Annotated in this window: 15 protein-coding genes; 12 read left to right on the forward strand and 3 right to left on the reverse strand. The window is 67.1% G+C overall.

Features of this window, described 5'->3' with window-relative positions; genetic code table 11:
• The first annotated feature begins 2 nt into the window (after positions 1 to 2).
• Positions 3 to 1,349, forward strand: a complete 1,347-nt coding sequence (dprA, locus tag K5L49_RS01440) for a DNA-processing protein DprA (RefSeq protein ID WP_223690262.1) — start codon at positions 3 to 5, stop codon at positions 1,347 to 1,349.
• A gap of 67 nt (positions 1,350 to 1,416) precedes the next feature.
• Positions 1,417 to 2,322, forward strand: a complete 906-nt coding sequence (locus K5L49_RS01445) for a tyrosine recombinase XerC (RefSeq protein ID WP_223690263.1) — start codon at positions 1,417 to 1,419, stop codon at positions 2,320 to 2,322.
• A 4-nt stretch (positions 2,323 to 2,326) separates the two neighbouring features.
• Here K5L49_RS01445 and K5L49_RS01450 read toward each other — a convergent pair whose 3' ends face one another.
• Entirely contained in the window at positions 2,327 to 2,965 is a 639-nt protein-coding gene (locus K5L49_RS01450; RefSeq protein ID WP_223690264.1) for a M23 family metallopeptidase, read from the reverse strand.
• Positions 2,966 to 3,286: 321 nt separating this feature from the next.
• On the opposite strand from K5L49_RS01450, the gene K5L49_RS01455 reads away from it, so the two are divergent.
• The 10 genes from K5L49_RS01455 to K5L49_RS01500 all read left to right on the forward strand — a co-directional run bounded on the left by K5L49_RS01455 (position 3,287) and on the right by K5L49_RS01500 (position 11,687).
• The gene (locus K5L49_RS01455; protein ID WP_223690265.1) at positions 3,287 to 4,729 is read left to right on the forward strand and encodes a sugar porter family MFS transporter; all 1,443 of its coding nucleotides are present in this window, start codon (positions 3,287 to 3,289) and stop codon (positions 4,727 to 4,729) included.
• Between the two features lie 219 nt (positions 4,730 to 4,948).
• Positions 4,949 to 5,914, forward strand: a complete 966-nt coding sequence (gene rpsB, locus K5L49_RS01460) for a 30S ribosomal protein S2 (RefSeq protein WP_223690266.1) — start codon at positions 4,949 to 4,951, stop codon at positions 5,912 to 5,914.
• A gap of 41 nt (positions 5,915 to 5,955) precedes the next feature.
• Complete coding sequence (tsf, locus tag K5L49_RS01465) at positions 5,956 to 6,783, forward strand: translation elongation factor Ts (RefSeq protein WP_223690267.1); 828 nt, start codon at positions 5,956 to 5,958, stop codon at positions 6,781 to 6,783.
• A gap of 117 nt (positions 6,784 to 6,900) precedes the next feature.
• Positions 6,901 to 7,614: a UMP kinase gene (gene pyrH, locus K5L49_RS01470; RefSeq protein ID WP_223690268.1), complete on the forward strand. Its 714-nt coding sequence runs from the start codon at positions 6,901 to 6,903 to the stop codon at positions 7,612 to 7,614.
• A gap of 70 nt (positions 7,615 to 7,684) precedes the next feature.
• On the forward strand, positions 7,685 to 8,239 hold the full coding sequence (gene frr / locus K5L49_RS01475; protein ID WP_223690269.1) for a ribosome recycling factor: 555 nt from the start codon (positions 7,685 to 7,687) through the stop codon (positions 8,237 to 8,239).
• Positions 8,240 to 8,250: 11 nt separating this feature from the next.
• A complete protein-coding gene (locus tag K5L49_RS01480; RefSeq protein ID WP_223690270.1) occupies positions 8,251 to 9,243 on the forward strand; it encodes a phosphatidate cytidylyltransferase in 993 nt (330 codons plus the stop codon).
• A 12-nt stretch (positions 9,244 to 9,255) separates the two neighbouring features.
• Positions 9,256 to 9,801 carry a DivIVA domain-containing protein gene (locus tag K5L49_RS01485; RefSeq protein WP_223690271.1) on the forward strand — a complete coding sequence of 182 codons (546 nt, stop codon included), beginning with the start codon at positions 9,256 to 9,258 and terminating at the stop codon, positions 9,799 to 9,801.
• A 54-nt stretch (positions 9,802 to 9,855) separates the two neighbouring features.
• Positions 9,856 to 10,554 carry a lytic transglycosylase domain-containing protein gene (locus K5L49_RS01490; RefSeq protein WP_223690272.1) on the forward strand — a complete coding sequence of 233 codons (699 nt, stop codon included), beginning with the start codon at positions 9,856 to 9,858 and terminating at the stop codon, positions 10,552 to 10,554.
• 87 nt (positions 10,555 to 10,641) lie between these two features.
• Entirely contained in the window at positions 10,642 to 10,944 is a 303-nt protein-coding gene (locus K5L49_RS01495) for a hypothetical protein (RefSeq protein WP_223690273.1), read from the forward strand.
• 14 nt (positions 10,945 to 10,958) lie between these two features.
• Positions 10,959 to 11,687: an alpha/beta hydrolase gene (locus K5L49_RS01500; RefSeq protein ID WP_223690274.1), complete on the forward strand. Its 729-nt coding sequence runs from the start codon at positions 10,959 to 10,961 to the stop codon at positions 11,685 to 11,687.
• A 4-nt stretch (positions 11,688 to 11,691) separates the two neighbouring features.
• Here the strand turns inward: K5L49_RS01500 and K5L49_RS01505 are convergent, their stop codons facing one another.
• Together K5L49_RS01505 and K5L49_RS01510 are read right to left on the reverse strand one after the other, a co-directional pair.
• Complete coding sequence (locus tag K5L49_RS01505) at positions 11,692 to 12,729, reverse strand: AI-2E family transporter (protein ID WP_223690275.1); 1,038 nt, start codon at positions 12,727 to 12,729, stop codon at positions 11,692 to 11,694.
• 18 nt (positions 12,730 to 12,747) lie between these two features.
• On the reverse strand, positions 12,748 to 15,387 hold the full coding sequence (locus K5L49_RS01510) for a hypothetical protein (protein ID WP_223690276.1): 2,640 nt from the start codon (positions 15,385 to 15,387) through the stop codon (positions 12,748 to 12,750).
• Positions 15,388 to 15,513 lie beyond the last annotated feature (126 nt).

A 15,513-nucleotide genomic window follows, 5' to 3' on the forward strand; every position in this document is an offset into this window, starting at 1 on the left:
GCATGACGGATCACTCTTCCGCAGGCGAGGCAGTCGCCGGCCCTTCCGAGCGACGACCGGCCGGATCGAAGCCGTCGACACCGACCTATCTCGGCCTGGATCTCGGATCGATCGCCGCGCTCCTCGAACCGGTCACACCGGCGGGGCTCGGCATCGAGAACGGGTCGTCGTCGGCAGCGACGACGTTCGCCCGGTTCGCATTCGCCACGTTCTCCACCCTCGTCGAGCCGGGAGACGTAGACGCGGCGGCCTTCCTCGCCGCGCTCGGGCCGATCGTCGCCCTGCAGTCGGTCGTCGAGCGCTGGGAGGCGGACCGCATTCTCGATGCCGTTCACACAGTGGATGCGGCAACATCGGCCGCCTTGGCCGACAGAATGAGCGACGCCGTCGAACGCTGGCGGCCTCGTGTCTCCCGGCAGAGCGCCATTCGTTCGCTCGAATCAGCGGCGCGAGTGGGTGCGACCCTGGTGACGCCGCTCGACGAATTGTGGCCGGGTGGATTCCAGGCCTTGGGTGACGGCGCGCCGCTGGCCATCTGGGTGAGAGGCGATCCGGCTCGCCTCACCGCACTCGATCGTTCGATAGCGCTCGTCGGTGCCCGCGCCGCCACAGGATACGGCGAGCATGTCGCCTCGGAATCCGCGGCAGGGCTGTCCGACCGCGGTTTCGCGATCGCATCCGGTGGGGCATACGGCATCGACGGTGCCGCGCATCGCGCGACGATCGCCAGCGAACAGATCACCATCGCCTTCCTTGCCGGGGGAGTCGACCGTCTGTATCCCGCAGGCCATGCAGACCTCCTCGGCCGAATCGCCGACACAGGCCTCTTGATCGGCGAGCTCCCGTGTGGTTCTGCGCCGACCCGCTGGCGCTTCCTGCAACGGAATCGACTGATCGCGGCCGCCAGCCGCGCCACCGTCGTCGTCGAGGCCGGGCGCCGTTCGGGTTCGCTCAACACCGCAGGGCATGCGGCGGCGATCGGCCGACCCCTCGGTGCCGTACCGGGGCCGGTCACGTCGCCGGCGTCGGCCGGATGTCACCGCCTCATCCGCGAATACGACGCCGTATGCGTCACGACGCCGGGCGAGATGGCGGAACTCACCGGGATCACCGACGCGACGATCTCCGGTTGGCCGGAGGAGCGAGGCGACCCGATCAGCGCCGACGCCAGGCTCGGCGAGCAGACGCGGGTGCTCGACGCTCTCTCGGCCGTTTCGCGACGCACCATCCGCGAGGTCGCCCAGCGGTCGGGCCTGTCGGAACGCGGCGTGGTCTCCACCCTGGGGATGCTCGAACTCGACGGGGCCGTGACCGAGCGCGAAGACGGCTGGCACAAGGTCCGTCGCTGAGCCCACCGACATGCCGGTACGGGGCGTCGCTACAGGGAATCCGCCTGGGGCACGCGAGGCTAGATGCGTGGAGATGGAACGCGCGATCGAGCGGTACACCGTGCACCTCGCGGTGGAACGGGGATACTCGCCGCAGACGGTGCGCGCCTACCGGTCCGATCTGCACACCCTCGCTGACTTCGCCGCCCAACGCGGGGTCACGGCAACGGGGGAACTGACACTGGACCTCCTTCGGGACTGGCTGTGGGCGGCGACCCAGGCCGGGCTGTCGAAGGCCACGCTGGCCCGCCGCTCAGCGACCGCGCGAGGGTTCACGGCCTGGACGTCGCGAGCGGAGACGACCGTCGCCGACTCGGCGGCCCGGCTCCGCTCGCCGAAACCCGACAAGACCCTCCCGCGCGTGATCAACCGGCAACAGATGGCCGGGCTGCTGGATGCGCTGGAGGCTCGTGCGGTTGACGGGCAGCCGTCTGCGCTGCGGGACCGGGCGGTGATCGAGCTTCTCTACGCTTCGGGCATCCGGGTATCCGAACTCACCGGCCTCGACGTCGACGACGTCGACCTCGAACGGCTGACCGTGCGCGTGCTCGGCAAAGGGTCGAAAGAGCGCGTCGTACCGTTCGGTGTGCCAGCCCAGACGGCCCTCGTGGCATATCTGCGCCGGGCGCGTCCGCTGCTCGCCAACGAACGGTCAGGGGCCGCGCACTTTCTGGGCTGGCGCGGTGGACGCCTCGGCACGCGAGCCGTCTACGAACTCGTGGCCGGACTCCTGGCCGACCTGCCCGGAGGGGGACCGGCCGGACCGCACGCGCTCCGCCATACGGCAGCGACGCATCTGCTCGACGGTGGAGCCGACCTGAGGGCGGTGCAGGAACTGCTCGGTCATGCGAGCCTCGGCACGACCCAGATCTACACCCACGTCTCCACAGAACGACTCAAAGAGAGCTACCGGATCGCGCACCCCCGGGCCTGATCGGTCACGCCGTTCTCTGCCGCATCGTGCACCGTCGCCGGTCACTCCGTCGAGCAGGTGCGAGAGTTCGCGGGTGGAGCGGAAGAAGAACGGCGCGAGGCACGCGGGCGAAGAACAGGAGCGGCGAGACATATTCGCCGTCGATCCGAACGCCCACGTGCAAGCACGAGTCTGCGCAGTGGCCGCCGCTGGCGACCGCGCCGAGGATGGCGCCCGGGGCGACCATGTCGCCGGCCTCGAGCTCGGAGCCGATCGGTTCGTAGCTCGAGAGCACTCCGGCACCGTGGTCGATCGTGAGCACGGGGCGATCGACGACGACACCGGCGAAGCGCACGGTACCGCTCGCCGGCGACAAAACCGGCGTTCCGACGGTCGCCCGCAGGTCGATTCCCCGGTGACCGGGCGAGTACGCGGTTGCCGGCGCCTCGAATCCGCGGACCAGCTGCACCGGACGCACAGGCCAGAGCCACCGATCGCCGGTACTCGCCGCCCGGCTGTGCTCGCGCACAGGGGGCGAGACGCGCACATCCCCGTGTGTGAGGCCGCGGGTGGCACGAGGAGTCGGCACGAGCGACGACGGAACGAGCAAACACGACGCGACGAGAGCCGCGACGACCGCCCGCAGCGCATCCTCGATTCTCATGGAGACCTCCTGCCCCCACCCTCGGCCGGTCTCGTCCGGCACGGAACGGGTGGAAAGGAATCTGTGGAGAGAGGAGATCTGTGGAGATCCGCGCTCCAACGCCCGCTGGGGAGGAGAACTCGGGGAAGCGTCCACATCCGCGCGGCCGCGCATCCCTTGTCGGTCGATCACTCTGGAGTACCGTGTGATTCGCCGGCCACCGGGGGCGGCCACCCGCGGTCTTCGCGATCGCTGACAACTGCAAAGGTTCTCATGTCTCAGAATCAGAGTGAATCGACCGGGTCGCCTACGAGTGAGGGGGCACCGCACTACAGCCCTCAGATGCGGCGCAAGGCCACCGGGCTGGCCATCGCGGCGGCCGTCGGCGGGTTCCTCTTCGGCTTCGACTCGTCGGTGATCAACGGCGCCGTCGACTCGATCGGCTCCCATTTCGAGTTGAACGCCTTCGTCAAGGGCTTCGTCGTCGCCATCGCCCTGCTGGGCTGCGCGCTGGGCGCCTATATCGCCGGCCGTCTCGCCGACCGGCTCGGCCGGCTCAAGGTCATGCTCATCGGTGCGGTGTTGTTCCTCATCAGCTCGATCTTCGCCGGCCTCGCATTCTCGGTCTGGGATCTTGCACTCTGGCGCGTGGTCGGCGGCCTGGGCATCGGCATCGCGTCCGTGGTCGCGCCGGCGTACATCGCCGAGATCGCGCCCCGGCAGCGGCGGGGAGGGCTGGCATCGCTGCAGCAGCTGGCGATCACGCTCGGCATCTTCGCCGCCCTGCTGTCGGACGCGCTGCTGGCCGACGGCAACCCGTCTCGGAGCATCCTGTTCGGGCTGGAGGCGTGGCGTTGGATGTTCATCGTCGGCGCGGTGCCCGCCATCGTCTACGGCATCATCGCGCTGACGGTGCCGGAGTCTCCTCGCTATCTGCTCGCGACCGGCCGGCATGACGAGGCGAGGGCCGTGTTCGCGACACTGGTCCCCGCGGAAGACCTCGACCGTTCGATCAAAGACATCGAGGACTCGATCAAGACCGACAAGGAGGGTCTGAAGGCGACGCTGCGCGGCAACGTGCTCGGTCTGAAGGGCATCGTCTGGATCGGCATCATCCTGTCGGTGTTCCAGCAGTTCGTCGGCATCAACGTGATCTTCTACTATTCGACGACCCTGTGGAGCGCTGTCGGGTTCACCAAGGCCGATTCGCTCGTGATCAGTGTGATCACCTCGGTGACGAACGTCGCGGTGACGGTGGTGGCGATCCTGCTCGTCGACCGTGTCGGTCGCCGGCCCATCCTGCTGACCGGTTCCATCGGAATGGCGGTCTCGCTCGGCACGATGGCTCTGGCGTTCGCGTTCGCCGACAAGGGCGCCGGGGGAGCGGTCAGCCTTCCCGGGGCGTGGGGGCCGATCGCTTTGGTCGCCGCCAACGTCTTCGTCGTCTGCTTCGGTGCATCCTGGGGCCCGCTGGTCTGGGTTCTGCTCGGGGAGATCTTCCCGACGAAGATCCGTGGCAAAGCGCTCGGTCTGGCCGCCGCCGCGCAGTGGATCGCGAACTTCCTCATCACCGTGTCGTTCCCGCCGATGGCGGACTTCTCGCTCGTCTTCACCTACGGCATGTATGCCGCTTTCGCGGCGCTGTCGTTCTTCTTCGTGTTCTTCAAGATCCCGGAGACCAACGGGATGGCGCTGGAGCACGCCGAAACCCTGTTCGCCAACGCCGGGAGGAACCGCGGCGTTCAGGTGCGCTCGAGCGGCGACTCGATCAAGCCCCGTTCCTGATAGGATGTCTGCAGCACTCCGCTTGTCGGAGTGACTACGCGTGCCCATTCGGGTCAGCGCACATCCAACGGTCTTCACAATCGAGCAGGTTCGTCCTGCGCGGTGGGGGAGCGGATGTGGGCGCCGGGCACCAGGAGTGGTGGCCGACCGGCCGCCGCAGTCAACCGCAACAGCATCCTCCTGCCACGGCACCGGATGCGAGAAAAGGAGAACGGCACAATGGCCGTTGTAACCATGCGCCAGCTGCTCGACAGCGGCGTCCACTTCGGACACCAGACCCGCCGCTGGAACCCGAAGATGAAGCGCTTCATCCTGACCGAGCGTTCGGGCAGCTACATCATCGATCTGCAGCAGTCGCTCGCGTACATCGACAAGACCTACGAGTTCGTCCGCGAGACTGTCGCCCACGGTGGCACCATCCTGTTCGTCGGCACGAAGAAGCAGGCCCAGAACGCCATCGCCGAGCAGGCGACCCGCGTCGGCCAGCCCTACGTCAACCAGCGCTGGCTCGGTGGTCTGCTGACCAACTTCCAGACGGTGTCGAAGCGTCTCGCCCGCATGAAGGAGCTCGAGGAGCTCGACTTCGAAGGCACCACGAGTGGCTTCACCAAGAAGGAACTCCTCATCAAGAAGCGCGAGCTCGACAAGCTGCACAAGTCGCTCGGCGGTATCCGCAACCTGACGAAGACGCCGAGCGCACTCTGGGTCGTGGACACCAAGAAGGAGCACCTCGCGATCGACGAGGCCAAGAAGCTCGGGATCCCCGTCATCGGCATCCTCGACACCAACTGCGACCCGGACGAGGTCCAGTACCCGATCCCGGGTAACGACGACGCCATCCGTTCCGTGGGTCTGCTGACCCGCATCGTGGCCGACGCCGCGGCCGAGGGTCTCATCCAGCGTCACCAGAAACCCGAAGAGGGCGCCGAGCCGACCGAGCCGCTCGCCGAGTGGGAGGCCGAGCTTCTCCAGGGCTCCTCCGCCGAGGTCCAGGCCAGCGCCGAGACCGAGAAGGCCGCCGACGCCGACCTCGCCGAGGCCAAGGCGGACTCCGCCGAGCTCGTCGCCGAGGGTGAGGCTGTGGCCGAGGCCGTCGCCGAGACCGAGGCTGCCGACGAGGCCGCCGTGGTCGCGACCGATGACGCCACCGAGGCTGTCGTCGAGGCCGAGGCCGAGTCCAAGTAATTTCCGGCCAGTACATTTTCGACAGAAGGTTCTCAACGAACATGGCAAACATCAGCATCGCTGACATCAAAGCCCTGCGCGAGCAGCTCGGCACGGGCATGGTCGACACCAAGAAGGCGCTCGAGGAGGCCGATGGCGACATCGAGAAGGCCACCGAGATCCTGCGTCTGAAGGGTGCGAAGGGCAACGCGAAGCGCGCCGACCGCTCGACGAGCGAAGGCCTCGTCGCGGCGAAGGAGAACGGCGCCAGCGCCACGATGATCGAGCTCGCCTGCGAGACCGACTTCGTGGCCAAGGGCGACAAGTTCATCGCGCTCTCCGAGAAGGTGCTCGACGCGGTCACCGCCGCGGGCGCCACCACCGTCGAGGACGCCCTCGCTGCCCCCGCCGGCGGCAGCACCGTCGCCGAGCTCATCGGTGACGAGGCCGCCATCCTCGGCGAGAAGGTGGAACTCCGCCGCATCGCCGTCGTGAACGGTGAGCACTTCGCGATCTACCTGCACAAGACCTCCAAAGACCTGCCCCCGCAGGTCGGTGTGGTGCTCGGCTACGCCGGTGACGACGCGGAGACCGCGCGCAGCATCGCCCAGCACATCTCGTTCGCCAACCCGGAGTTCCTCACCCGTGAGGACGTTCCGGCCGAGGCCGTCGAGAACGAGCGTCGCATCGTCGAGGAGATCTCGCGCAACGAGGGCAAGCCGGAGGCTGCGCTGCCGAAGATCATCGAGGGTCGCCTCGGTGCCTACTTCAAGCAGGTCGCGCTCCTGGAGCAGGACTACGCCAAAGACAACAAGCTGAGCATCAGCCAGGTCGTCAAAGATGCGGGACTGACCGTGTCGGGCTTCGCCCGGTTCAAGGTCGGCGCCTAAGCACCGCATGAAGGAGTCCGGATCGTCTCGTGCGATCCGGACTCCTTTTCTGTGTGCCCAACCCGTGCGCACCCACTAACTTTTAACGAGATCGCTCAACGGAAGGGCACCCTACGCATGCCGGAATCGAACAAGAGACGCCGCGTTCTCCTCAAATTGTCGGGTGAGGCCTTCGGCGCAGGACAGCTCGGGGTCAATCCCGACATCGTCAGTGCGATCGCGCGGGAGATCGCCCAGGCAGCGACCGACGTGGAGGTGGCGATCGTCGTCGGTGGGGGGAACTTCTTCCGCGGAGCGGAGCTGTCTCAGCGCGGCATGGACCGCGGGCGCGCCGACTACATGGGCATGCTCGGAACCGTCATGAACGCGCTCGCGTTGCAGGACTTCCTGGAGCAGGCCGGCGCCGAGACACGGGTGCAGTCGGCCATCGCCATGACCCAGGTGGCCGAGCCCTACATCCCCCGCCGGGCGGAGCGCCACCTGGAGAAGGGACGCGTCGTGATCTTCGGCGCCGGGGCCGGTCTGCCGTACTTCTCGACCGACACGGTCGCCGCTCAGCGCGCGCTCGAGATCGAGGCGGATGTCGTACTCGTCGCCAAGAACGGCGTCGACGGCATGTACGACGACGACCCCCGCACGAACCCGGATGCGCGCAAGATCGACCAGATCAGCCACCAGCAGGCCCTGCAGCAGAACCTCAAGGCAGTGGACTCCACCGCACTCAGCCTCTGCATGGACAACGGGATGCCCATGCGCATCTTCGGCATCGAGCCGGCCGGCAATGTGACCGCCGCCATCCTCGGTGCTGAAATCGGCACTCTGCTCGGCTGAGCGCGGCGGCAGGGGGCCGCAGCCGGGCGGCTCTAGACTAGACACCGATTCACCGAATGAAGGAGAGACCGTGATCGCGGATGTGATTTCCGACGCCACCGAGCGTATGAGCAAGACCGTGGATGCGGCGAAGGACGACTTCGGCACCGTGAGTGCCGGCCGTGCCAACCCGGCACTCTTCCTCAAGGTGCTCGTCGACTACTACGGCTCTCCGACGCCGCTCGCACAGCTTGCGGGCCTGCAGAACCCGGAGGCGCGTGTGCTGCTCGTCACGCCCTACGACAAGAGCGCGCTCAAAGAGATCGAGAAGGCGATCGTCGCGATGCCGAACCTGTCGGCGAATGTCGGCAACGATGGTGACATCGTGCGAGTGACCCTGCCCGAGCTCACCGAGGACCGTCGCAAGGAGTTCGTCAAACTCGTCCGGAGCAAGGGCGAGGACGCCAAGGTCGCAATCCGCAACATCCGTCGTAAGGCGAAGGACGAGCTGGACGCGCTGAAGAGCGAGGTCGGCGACGACGACGTCGCCCGCGGTGAGAAAGAGCTGGAGAACGTCACCCGCGCGCACGTCGACGCGGTCGACGACGCGTTGAAGCGCAAGGAAGCCGAACTCCTCGAGGTCTAGTCAGGAACCCCATGAGCAACGGCACGTCCGGCGAGCCGGGCACACCGCTCCCGCCCAAGCGCGGGAGGTCGGCCTCGAAAGCGGAGTTCAAAGCCCAGGTGCAAGCCACCCGGGCCGATCTTGAGCGCCAGGTGCAGGCGCGCAAGGCGCAACTCGATGCGACGAACGAGCGCATCGCGGCGCGGACCGGGCGCAACCTCATCCTGGCGATCCTCATCGGGCTCGTCTTCGGCCTGCTCATGTTGTTCAGCCTGATCTTCGTCAAGCAGCTCTTCCTGATCTTCGGTGTCGCCACGGCCGGGTTCGCTGCGTTCGAGCTCACGCAGGCGTTCCGCGGCGCCGGCCGCATGGTTCCGCGCATCCCGACTGTCGTAGCCGCGGTCGCGATCGTGCCCGCCTCGTACTATTTCCACGCCGACGGGCAGCTCACTTCGTTGGCCGCCGGCATCCTGCTCGTCTGGGTCTGGCGACTCGTCGAGGAGGCCGTCCGACCCGCGAAGGTCGGGCGCACGCAGTTGCTGAGGGATCTGGGTTCCAGTGCGCTCGTGCAGCTCTACGTGGTGCTTCTGGCCAGTTTCGCCATTCTGCTCCTCGCCGAAGACGGCGGCGAATGGTGGGTGCTGGCGTTCATCGTGCTCGTGGTGGCCGTGGACACGGGCGCCTACGTCAGTGGTCTCTCGTTCGGCAAGCATCCGATGGCGCCGACGATCAGCCCGAAGAAGACCTGGGAGGGTTTTGCGGGCGCCGCGGTGACGAGTGTGATCGCCGGGGTGCTGTTGTCGGTGTTCATGATCGACCGACCGTGGTGGTTCGGCGTCATCTTCGGGCTCGTACTTCTGCTCACCGCGACCCTCGGAGACCTGGCGGAGTCGTTGATCAAACGCGATCTCGGTATCAAAGACATGAGCTCGTGGCTGCCCGGTCACGGCGGCTTCCTCGACCGGCTCGACTCGATCCTTCCGTCGGCGGCGGCGACCTACGCGCTGTTCCTCATCTTCGGATGACACAATGGGGGCGTGAGTACTTTCCCCCGAGCCCGGAAATCGAAACTCGGCTACGACAGCGAGCAGGTCGACGAGTTTCTGCAATCCGCGCGTCGTGCATATGACGGCGACGGCGCGGAGGCGACGCTGACGGCAGCCGACATCCGGCAGCTGGCGTTCGGCATGGCGAAGGGCGGTTATTCGACGACGCATGTCGATGCTGCTCTGGAGCGCCTGGAAGACGCCTTCTCGGCCCGCGAACGTGAGCAGGCTCGGGCGGTCCAGGGCGACGCTGCCTGGTTCGAGGAGGCGCGTACGACCGCGCAGGTGGTGGTCAATCGCCTCGATCGTCCGATCGGGCGCCGCTTCGACCGAGTGAGCGTCTTCACCTACGGCTACAATCGCGCGGATGTCGACCGGTTCGCGACCCGGCTGGTGCGCTATTTCCAGGATGCTCGCCCGATGAGCGTCGACGAAGTCCGTACGGTGACTTTCCGCCCGCAGCGCGGCGGATACAAGGAGCTCCAGGTCGATCTTCTGCTCGATAGCGTGACGGATGTGATGCTGGCTGTTCGCTGAAAGAGGGCGTCGTGCCTTGGCAGTTCGCGATTTGTTCGTTATGGTTCTGTGATCGTGGGTAGACGAGTAGCAGAGCCAGCAGAGATTGTTCCGCTGACTCCGGCCAACCCGGTCGGCGTCGCATTCCGGCGACCCCATGTGCGTTCCCGGGCACTTCTCTACAGCTTCGCTTTCACCGCTGCCGTGGGGTTCGCCCTGGTGAATGTGGTCGATCCGTATTCGGGCTCCGCCGCCACGCCGGCGTACGCCGACACCGTGCAGACGACGTCGCGCTACGGGGATGCCCCGGTCCAGACCCTCACGGCGGACGGTTCGTACACGACCGACATCACCCGTGATGCGACGACCATCAAAGAGAAGCCGAAGCCGGTCATCGTCGCGACGCCCAGCACGACCAGTGGGGGCAGCAGCAGTGGCGGCAGCAGTGCCCCCGCCGCCGGCACCCCGGATCCGGGTTCGGCGCAGGCCGCCGGCTACGCGGCCGTGAAGGCCCGTGGGTGGGGCGACGACCAGTACAACTGCCTGGTCTCGCTCTGGAACCGTGAATCGCATTGGAACGTTTACGCCTACAACGCCGGAAGCGGTGCCTATGGCATTCCGCAGGCGCTTCCGGGCAGCAAGATGGCGTCCGCCGGTGCGGATTGGCAGACCAACGCCGCCACGCAGATCGCCTGGGGTCTCGGTTACATCCAGGGTCGGTACGGTACGCCCTGTGGGGCATGGGCGCACTCGGAGAGTTCCGGCTGGTACTGATCGTCTCCGGGCGTTCGACCTTCGACGCGATGACGCCGCCGGCGTAGCGCGAAGAGGATGCTCGGACCCACGACCTAGACTTGAGGCATGCCGCGCAGTAATCGCCCCCGGGGTCGTCAGGGTCGCGCAGACCCCGACGAGGAGGCGCTGGACCTCTCCCGTCTTCAGACCGGATGGCGGCGCACGGAGGTGCGGCGCGGCGTGACGTGGAATGTGCAGCCGGTGTCAGCCCTGCAGGCCCAGAAGAGCTACATCTGCCCGGGCTGCGGTCAGGAGATCGTGCCGGGCCTGGCCCATCTCGTGGCCTGGCGGGCCGACGGGGTGATGGGCGATGCGGCCGACGTCGCCGGCCGCCGGCACTGGCACGGTCACTGCTGGAAGATCAGTTGAGAAGAGAGACCGACGTGACCACAGCCCCCCTCGAGATCCGTGGCGCCATCGAGCTGCCTGCCCGGCGTGAAGAGATCGAACTGCACACCAGGGATGGGCTCACCCTCGTCGGGGAACTCGCCAGCCCGCTCGATCGTCCGCCGGTCGCGACGCTGGTGACTCTGCATCCGCTGCCTACCGGCGGCGGTTTCATGGATTCCCACATTCTGCGGAAGGCGGCAGGACGGCTCCCCGCCCTGGCCGGCATCGCGGTCCTGCGGTTCAACACGCGAGGGACGACGTCGCCGCGAGGGACGAGCGAGGGCGAGTTCTCGCACGGCGTGGAGGAACGGTACGACGTGGAGGCCGCGATGGCTTTCGTCGCCGGGCGGGGGCTCCCGCATCCGTGGCTCGTCGGATGGTCGTTCGGAACGGAGCTCGCACTCATGTACGGGCGGCAGTACCCGGTAGACGGCGTGATCCTGCTGTCACCTCCGCTGCATCGGGCGAAACCTGACGACCTCGCTGCGTGGGCGGGGGACACCCGCCCGATCGTCGCGCTGATCCCTGAGCACGACGACTACCTGCAGCCGGCCGCAGCGGCGGAACGGTTCGCTCCTCTGCCGCAGATCGAGCTTGTCGATGTGGCCGGCGCAAAACACCTGTGGGTGGGGGAGAACCAGACGAAACGGGTGCTCGACGAGATCGTCGCCCGTGTCAATCCGTCGGCATTGCCGCTGCCGACCACGTGGCCGGCGGTCTGACCGGTTACAGCTCGTTCTGCCGCGGGATGACGACCTGTTTGATGATCAGAAGCACCGCGGCGGCGAACGGGATGGCGATCAGCGCACCCAGGATCCCGAGCAGAGTCCCGCCGGCGAGGGCGGCGACGACGACGAGCGCTCCGGGAACCGCGACGGCGCGGTTCATGATGCGGGGGCTCAGCACGTACGCCTCGACCTGCATGTAGACGATGTAGTAGATGCCGGCCGTGATGGCCGTCGCCGGTCCGGCGAGCAGGCAGACGAGGGTGATGATGACCGACCCCGTGATCGTGCCGACCAGCGGGATGAGGGAGAAGAAGAATGCGACGGAGGCGAGCAGGATCGGGAACTTGGCTCCGATGATGCTGAGGAAGATCGCGCTCAGGACCCCGTTCACGAGGGCGAGCGAAACCTGGCCCATCACGTATTTGCCGACCGAGTCGGTGATCTGGTCGCCGAGGTCGGAGAACCGCGCGCGCTTGGAGGCGGGAACCAGCTGGTACGAGGCGCGCTTGATGCTGGGGAGGGAGGCGGTGAAGTAGATGGTCAGGATGATCACGATGATCCCGCCGAACAGTCCGCTGACGATGCCGAGACTGGTCTGCACGACCTGATTCGTGATGCTGGGCAGGTTGCCGGTGAGCCAGTCGGTGACGGTCTTGATGTTGTCGTCGTTCACGACCGCGGGGAACTGTTTCTGCAGATCCTCGAACCAGGTCTGTGCCTGCCCGTGGTTCACCCAGTTGACGATGTTGCTGATGAGCTGGGTGAGCTGGTCGACGGCCACTGGGACGATGAGGCTGATCAGGCCGCCGAAAGCGCCCAGGATGACCACGAGCGTCGCCGTGAGCGCTGCCCAACGGGGGAACCGGCGTCGCTCCAGGAACGAGACGAGCGGTTCGATGCCGAGCGCGATGAACAGAGCCGCACCGATGTAGGTGAGGATCGTCGAGAGGTTGACGATCGAGGTGAGGATCAGGAACCCGAGGCCGACACCCAACGCGCCGATGAGGCCGACACGGAACGGGTTCAGGATCTTCATGCGGCCCCCTAGGCGGTGTTAACCGTTTTTGTCGGCCGAGACCTTCTCCGCCTGCTGCAGCACGCCGCGCAGATTCTCGAAGTACCCGGCGACGGCTTCGCGCTCAATCCTAATCTGGGCGAGGCGGTCCTCCGCGTCGGCGACGAGGCGTTGTGTTCGTGCCTCGGTCTCCTCGTGATGGGCAGCGGCCCGCTCCTCCGCGTCGGCGACGATCTGGGCGGCCACCTTCTCGGCGTCCTTCCTGGCCGATTTCACGGTCGTCCGGGCTTCGGACTCGAAGGTGTCGGCCTCTGTGCGTGCCTGCGTCGTGCGTTTGATCGCTTCGGCCAGCTGCTGATTCGCCTCGTCCAGGTACTTCTGGGTCTGGGCGACAGCCTCCTGGTGGCGTCCGAGGTAGTCTTTCTCGGCCTCGTCCCGACGGGCTTTGAGTTCGACGTCGAGATCGATGCGGGCCTGTTCGATCTCGCGGGCCTTCGCATCGACGCTCTCGAGAACCTGCGTGCGGATTGCGACGAGTTCGGTGTCGAGCGCACTTCGTGCCTGCACGCTCTCCTGATCGAACCGGCTTCGGCGTTCGGCGAGTTCGGCCTCGACTGCCGTCCGCGCCTCAGCGACCTCGCGGGCGAGCTCGGCGCGGGCCTCGGCGGTCTCGTTCCGGAGGGCGACCCTGGCCTGTTCTGTCTCGTCGGCGAGAGTGATCCTCGTCTCCTCGGACTCCTTCTCCAGGGCGATCCGCTGCTGTTCGACGTCGTTCGCCAAGGTATTGGCGGTGGATTCCCGCGAGTCCGCCAGCTCGACGGCCGTGCGACGCACATCTTCGGCCAGCGTGCCGCGGGTGCGCTCCGTCTCTTCGGCGAGGGCGGACTTCGTCTGCTCCGATTCGGCGGTGAGGGCGGATTTGGTCTGTTCGACTTCGGCGGCGAGGGCGGATTTGGTCTGTTCGACTTCGGCGGCGAGGGCGGATTTGGTCTGTTCGACTTCGGCGGCGAGGGCGGATTTGGTCTGTTCGACTTCGGCGGCGAGGGCGGATTTGGTCTGTTCGACTTCGGCGGCGAGGGCGGATTTGGTCTGCTCCACCTCGGCGGTGAGGCCGGCGCGTGTGGTCGTGACCTCGGCCGCGAGTTCCGCCCGGGTGTTCTCGGCCTCCGCGGCGACCGCACTGCGCTCCCGCATCACCTCGTCAGTGAGGGCGCTCCTGGCCTTGTCGACCTCAGCGGCGAGTTCCGCCCGCAGCTCGGTCGCCTCGGCGTCGAGCTCGCGCCGACGACGGTCGGTCTCGGCGGCGAGTTCGGCGCGGGTCTGCTCGGCCTCGGCCGCGAGGCTGCTTGCGGACTGCTCCCGATCGGCGGCCAGCGTGGCGGCCGTGGTGCTGCGGTCCGCAGCGAGTTGCGCCCGTGTCCGGGTGACGTCTGCTTCAAGTGCTGTCTTCGTCGACACCACTTCGTCGGCGAGTTCGCTCTTCGTGCGCTCGACCTCCTCGGCGAGTTCGCTCGTTGTGCGGGTGACTTCGTCGGCGAGTTCGCTCTTCGTGCGCTCGACCTCGTCGGCGAGTTTACTCGTTGTGCGGGTGACTTCGTCGGTCAGCGCGCTTGTGGTGCGCGTGACCTCGTCGGCGAGAGCGCTCCGGGTCTGCTCGACGTCGGCCGCCAGAGCGGACTTCGTCTGCTCCACCTCCAGGGCGAGGGCCTTCCGGGTCTGCTCGACCACGGTCTGCAGTTCGAGGCGAGTCGTGGCGGACTCGTTGTCGAGGTCGGCGCGGGTCTGGGCGGCGTCGGAAACGAGCGCTGACCGCTGCTGCTCGACCTCGTTCGCCAACTCGGCACGAGCCTGGGCCGCCTCGGCCGCGAGTTCGTTCCTGGTCCTCGTCTGTTCGGCCTGCAGCGAATCGCTGGTCTCGGCGACCTGCTTGGCGAGATCGAGCCGGATCTGCTCCGACTCGCGCTCGAACGCGGCGCGGTCCTCCGCGAAGGCGTTGGTGAGTTCGGTGCGTCGGGTCTCGATCTCCCGATCGAGCTGGGCGGCCTCGGCGCGGGCGGCCTCGGCCTCCCGTGTGGCGACGGCCTTGAGCTCTGCCGCTTCGCGATCGGCCTCGGCACGCACGGCCGCGGACTCCCGCTTGCTCGTCGCACGAAGCTCGGCGGCCTCGGTGGCCACGGCGCCGCGGATGGCCGCGGCTTCGCGCAGCGCATCCGTGACGAGGGTCTCTTTGTCGGCGTTCGCCTTGGCGAGGGTCTCGGCCGATTCGATCTGTGCGTCCTCCAGCGCTGTGGTGGCCCGGGCGCGAGCATCGGCGAGGATGCGCTCGGCCTGCTGGGACGCACTGGTCTTGACCTTGTCGATCTCGGCCGCAACGCCGTTGCGGAGCTTTTCCGCGTCGATGTCGGCCTGGGCGATGAGGCGGGTCGACTGCTCCTCGGCCACCCGAAGCGTGTTCTCGAGCTTGGTGCCGAGCCCTGAGAACGTCGGGCTGCCGACCTCTTCGATCTCGGCGTTCAACTCGTCGACGCGCGCCTGGAGCCGTTTGATCTCTTTGGCGGAGTCGGCCGCCTGGGTGTTCGATTTGATGAGTTCGCGGCGGATGTCCTGGAGGGACTTGTCGACCTCGTCTTTGTCGTACCCGCGGAAGACCTGGGTGAAGTTCGAATCGTCGGTGGCCACTGTTGTCTCTCCTGAAAGTCTGAGGGGCGTGCAGGCTCGCTGACGCACCCGCACAATCCTACATTTCGCGGCTGCAAGCCGCATCGGGATGCGGTGCATCCGTTGAGCCAACGGTTAGGCGGCTCC

Origin of the sequence: Leifsonia poae, assembly GCF_020009625.1 — a bacterium.
Taxonomy (GTDB): Bacteria; Actinomycetota; Actinomycetes; order Actinomycetales; family Microbacteriaceae; genus Leifsonia; species Leifsonia poae_A.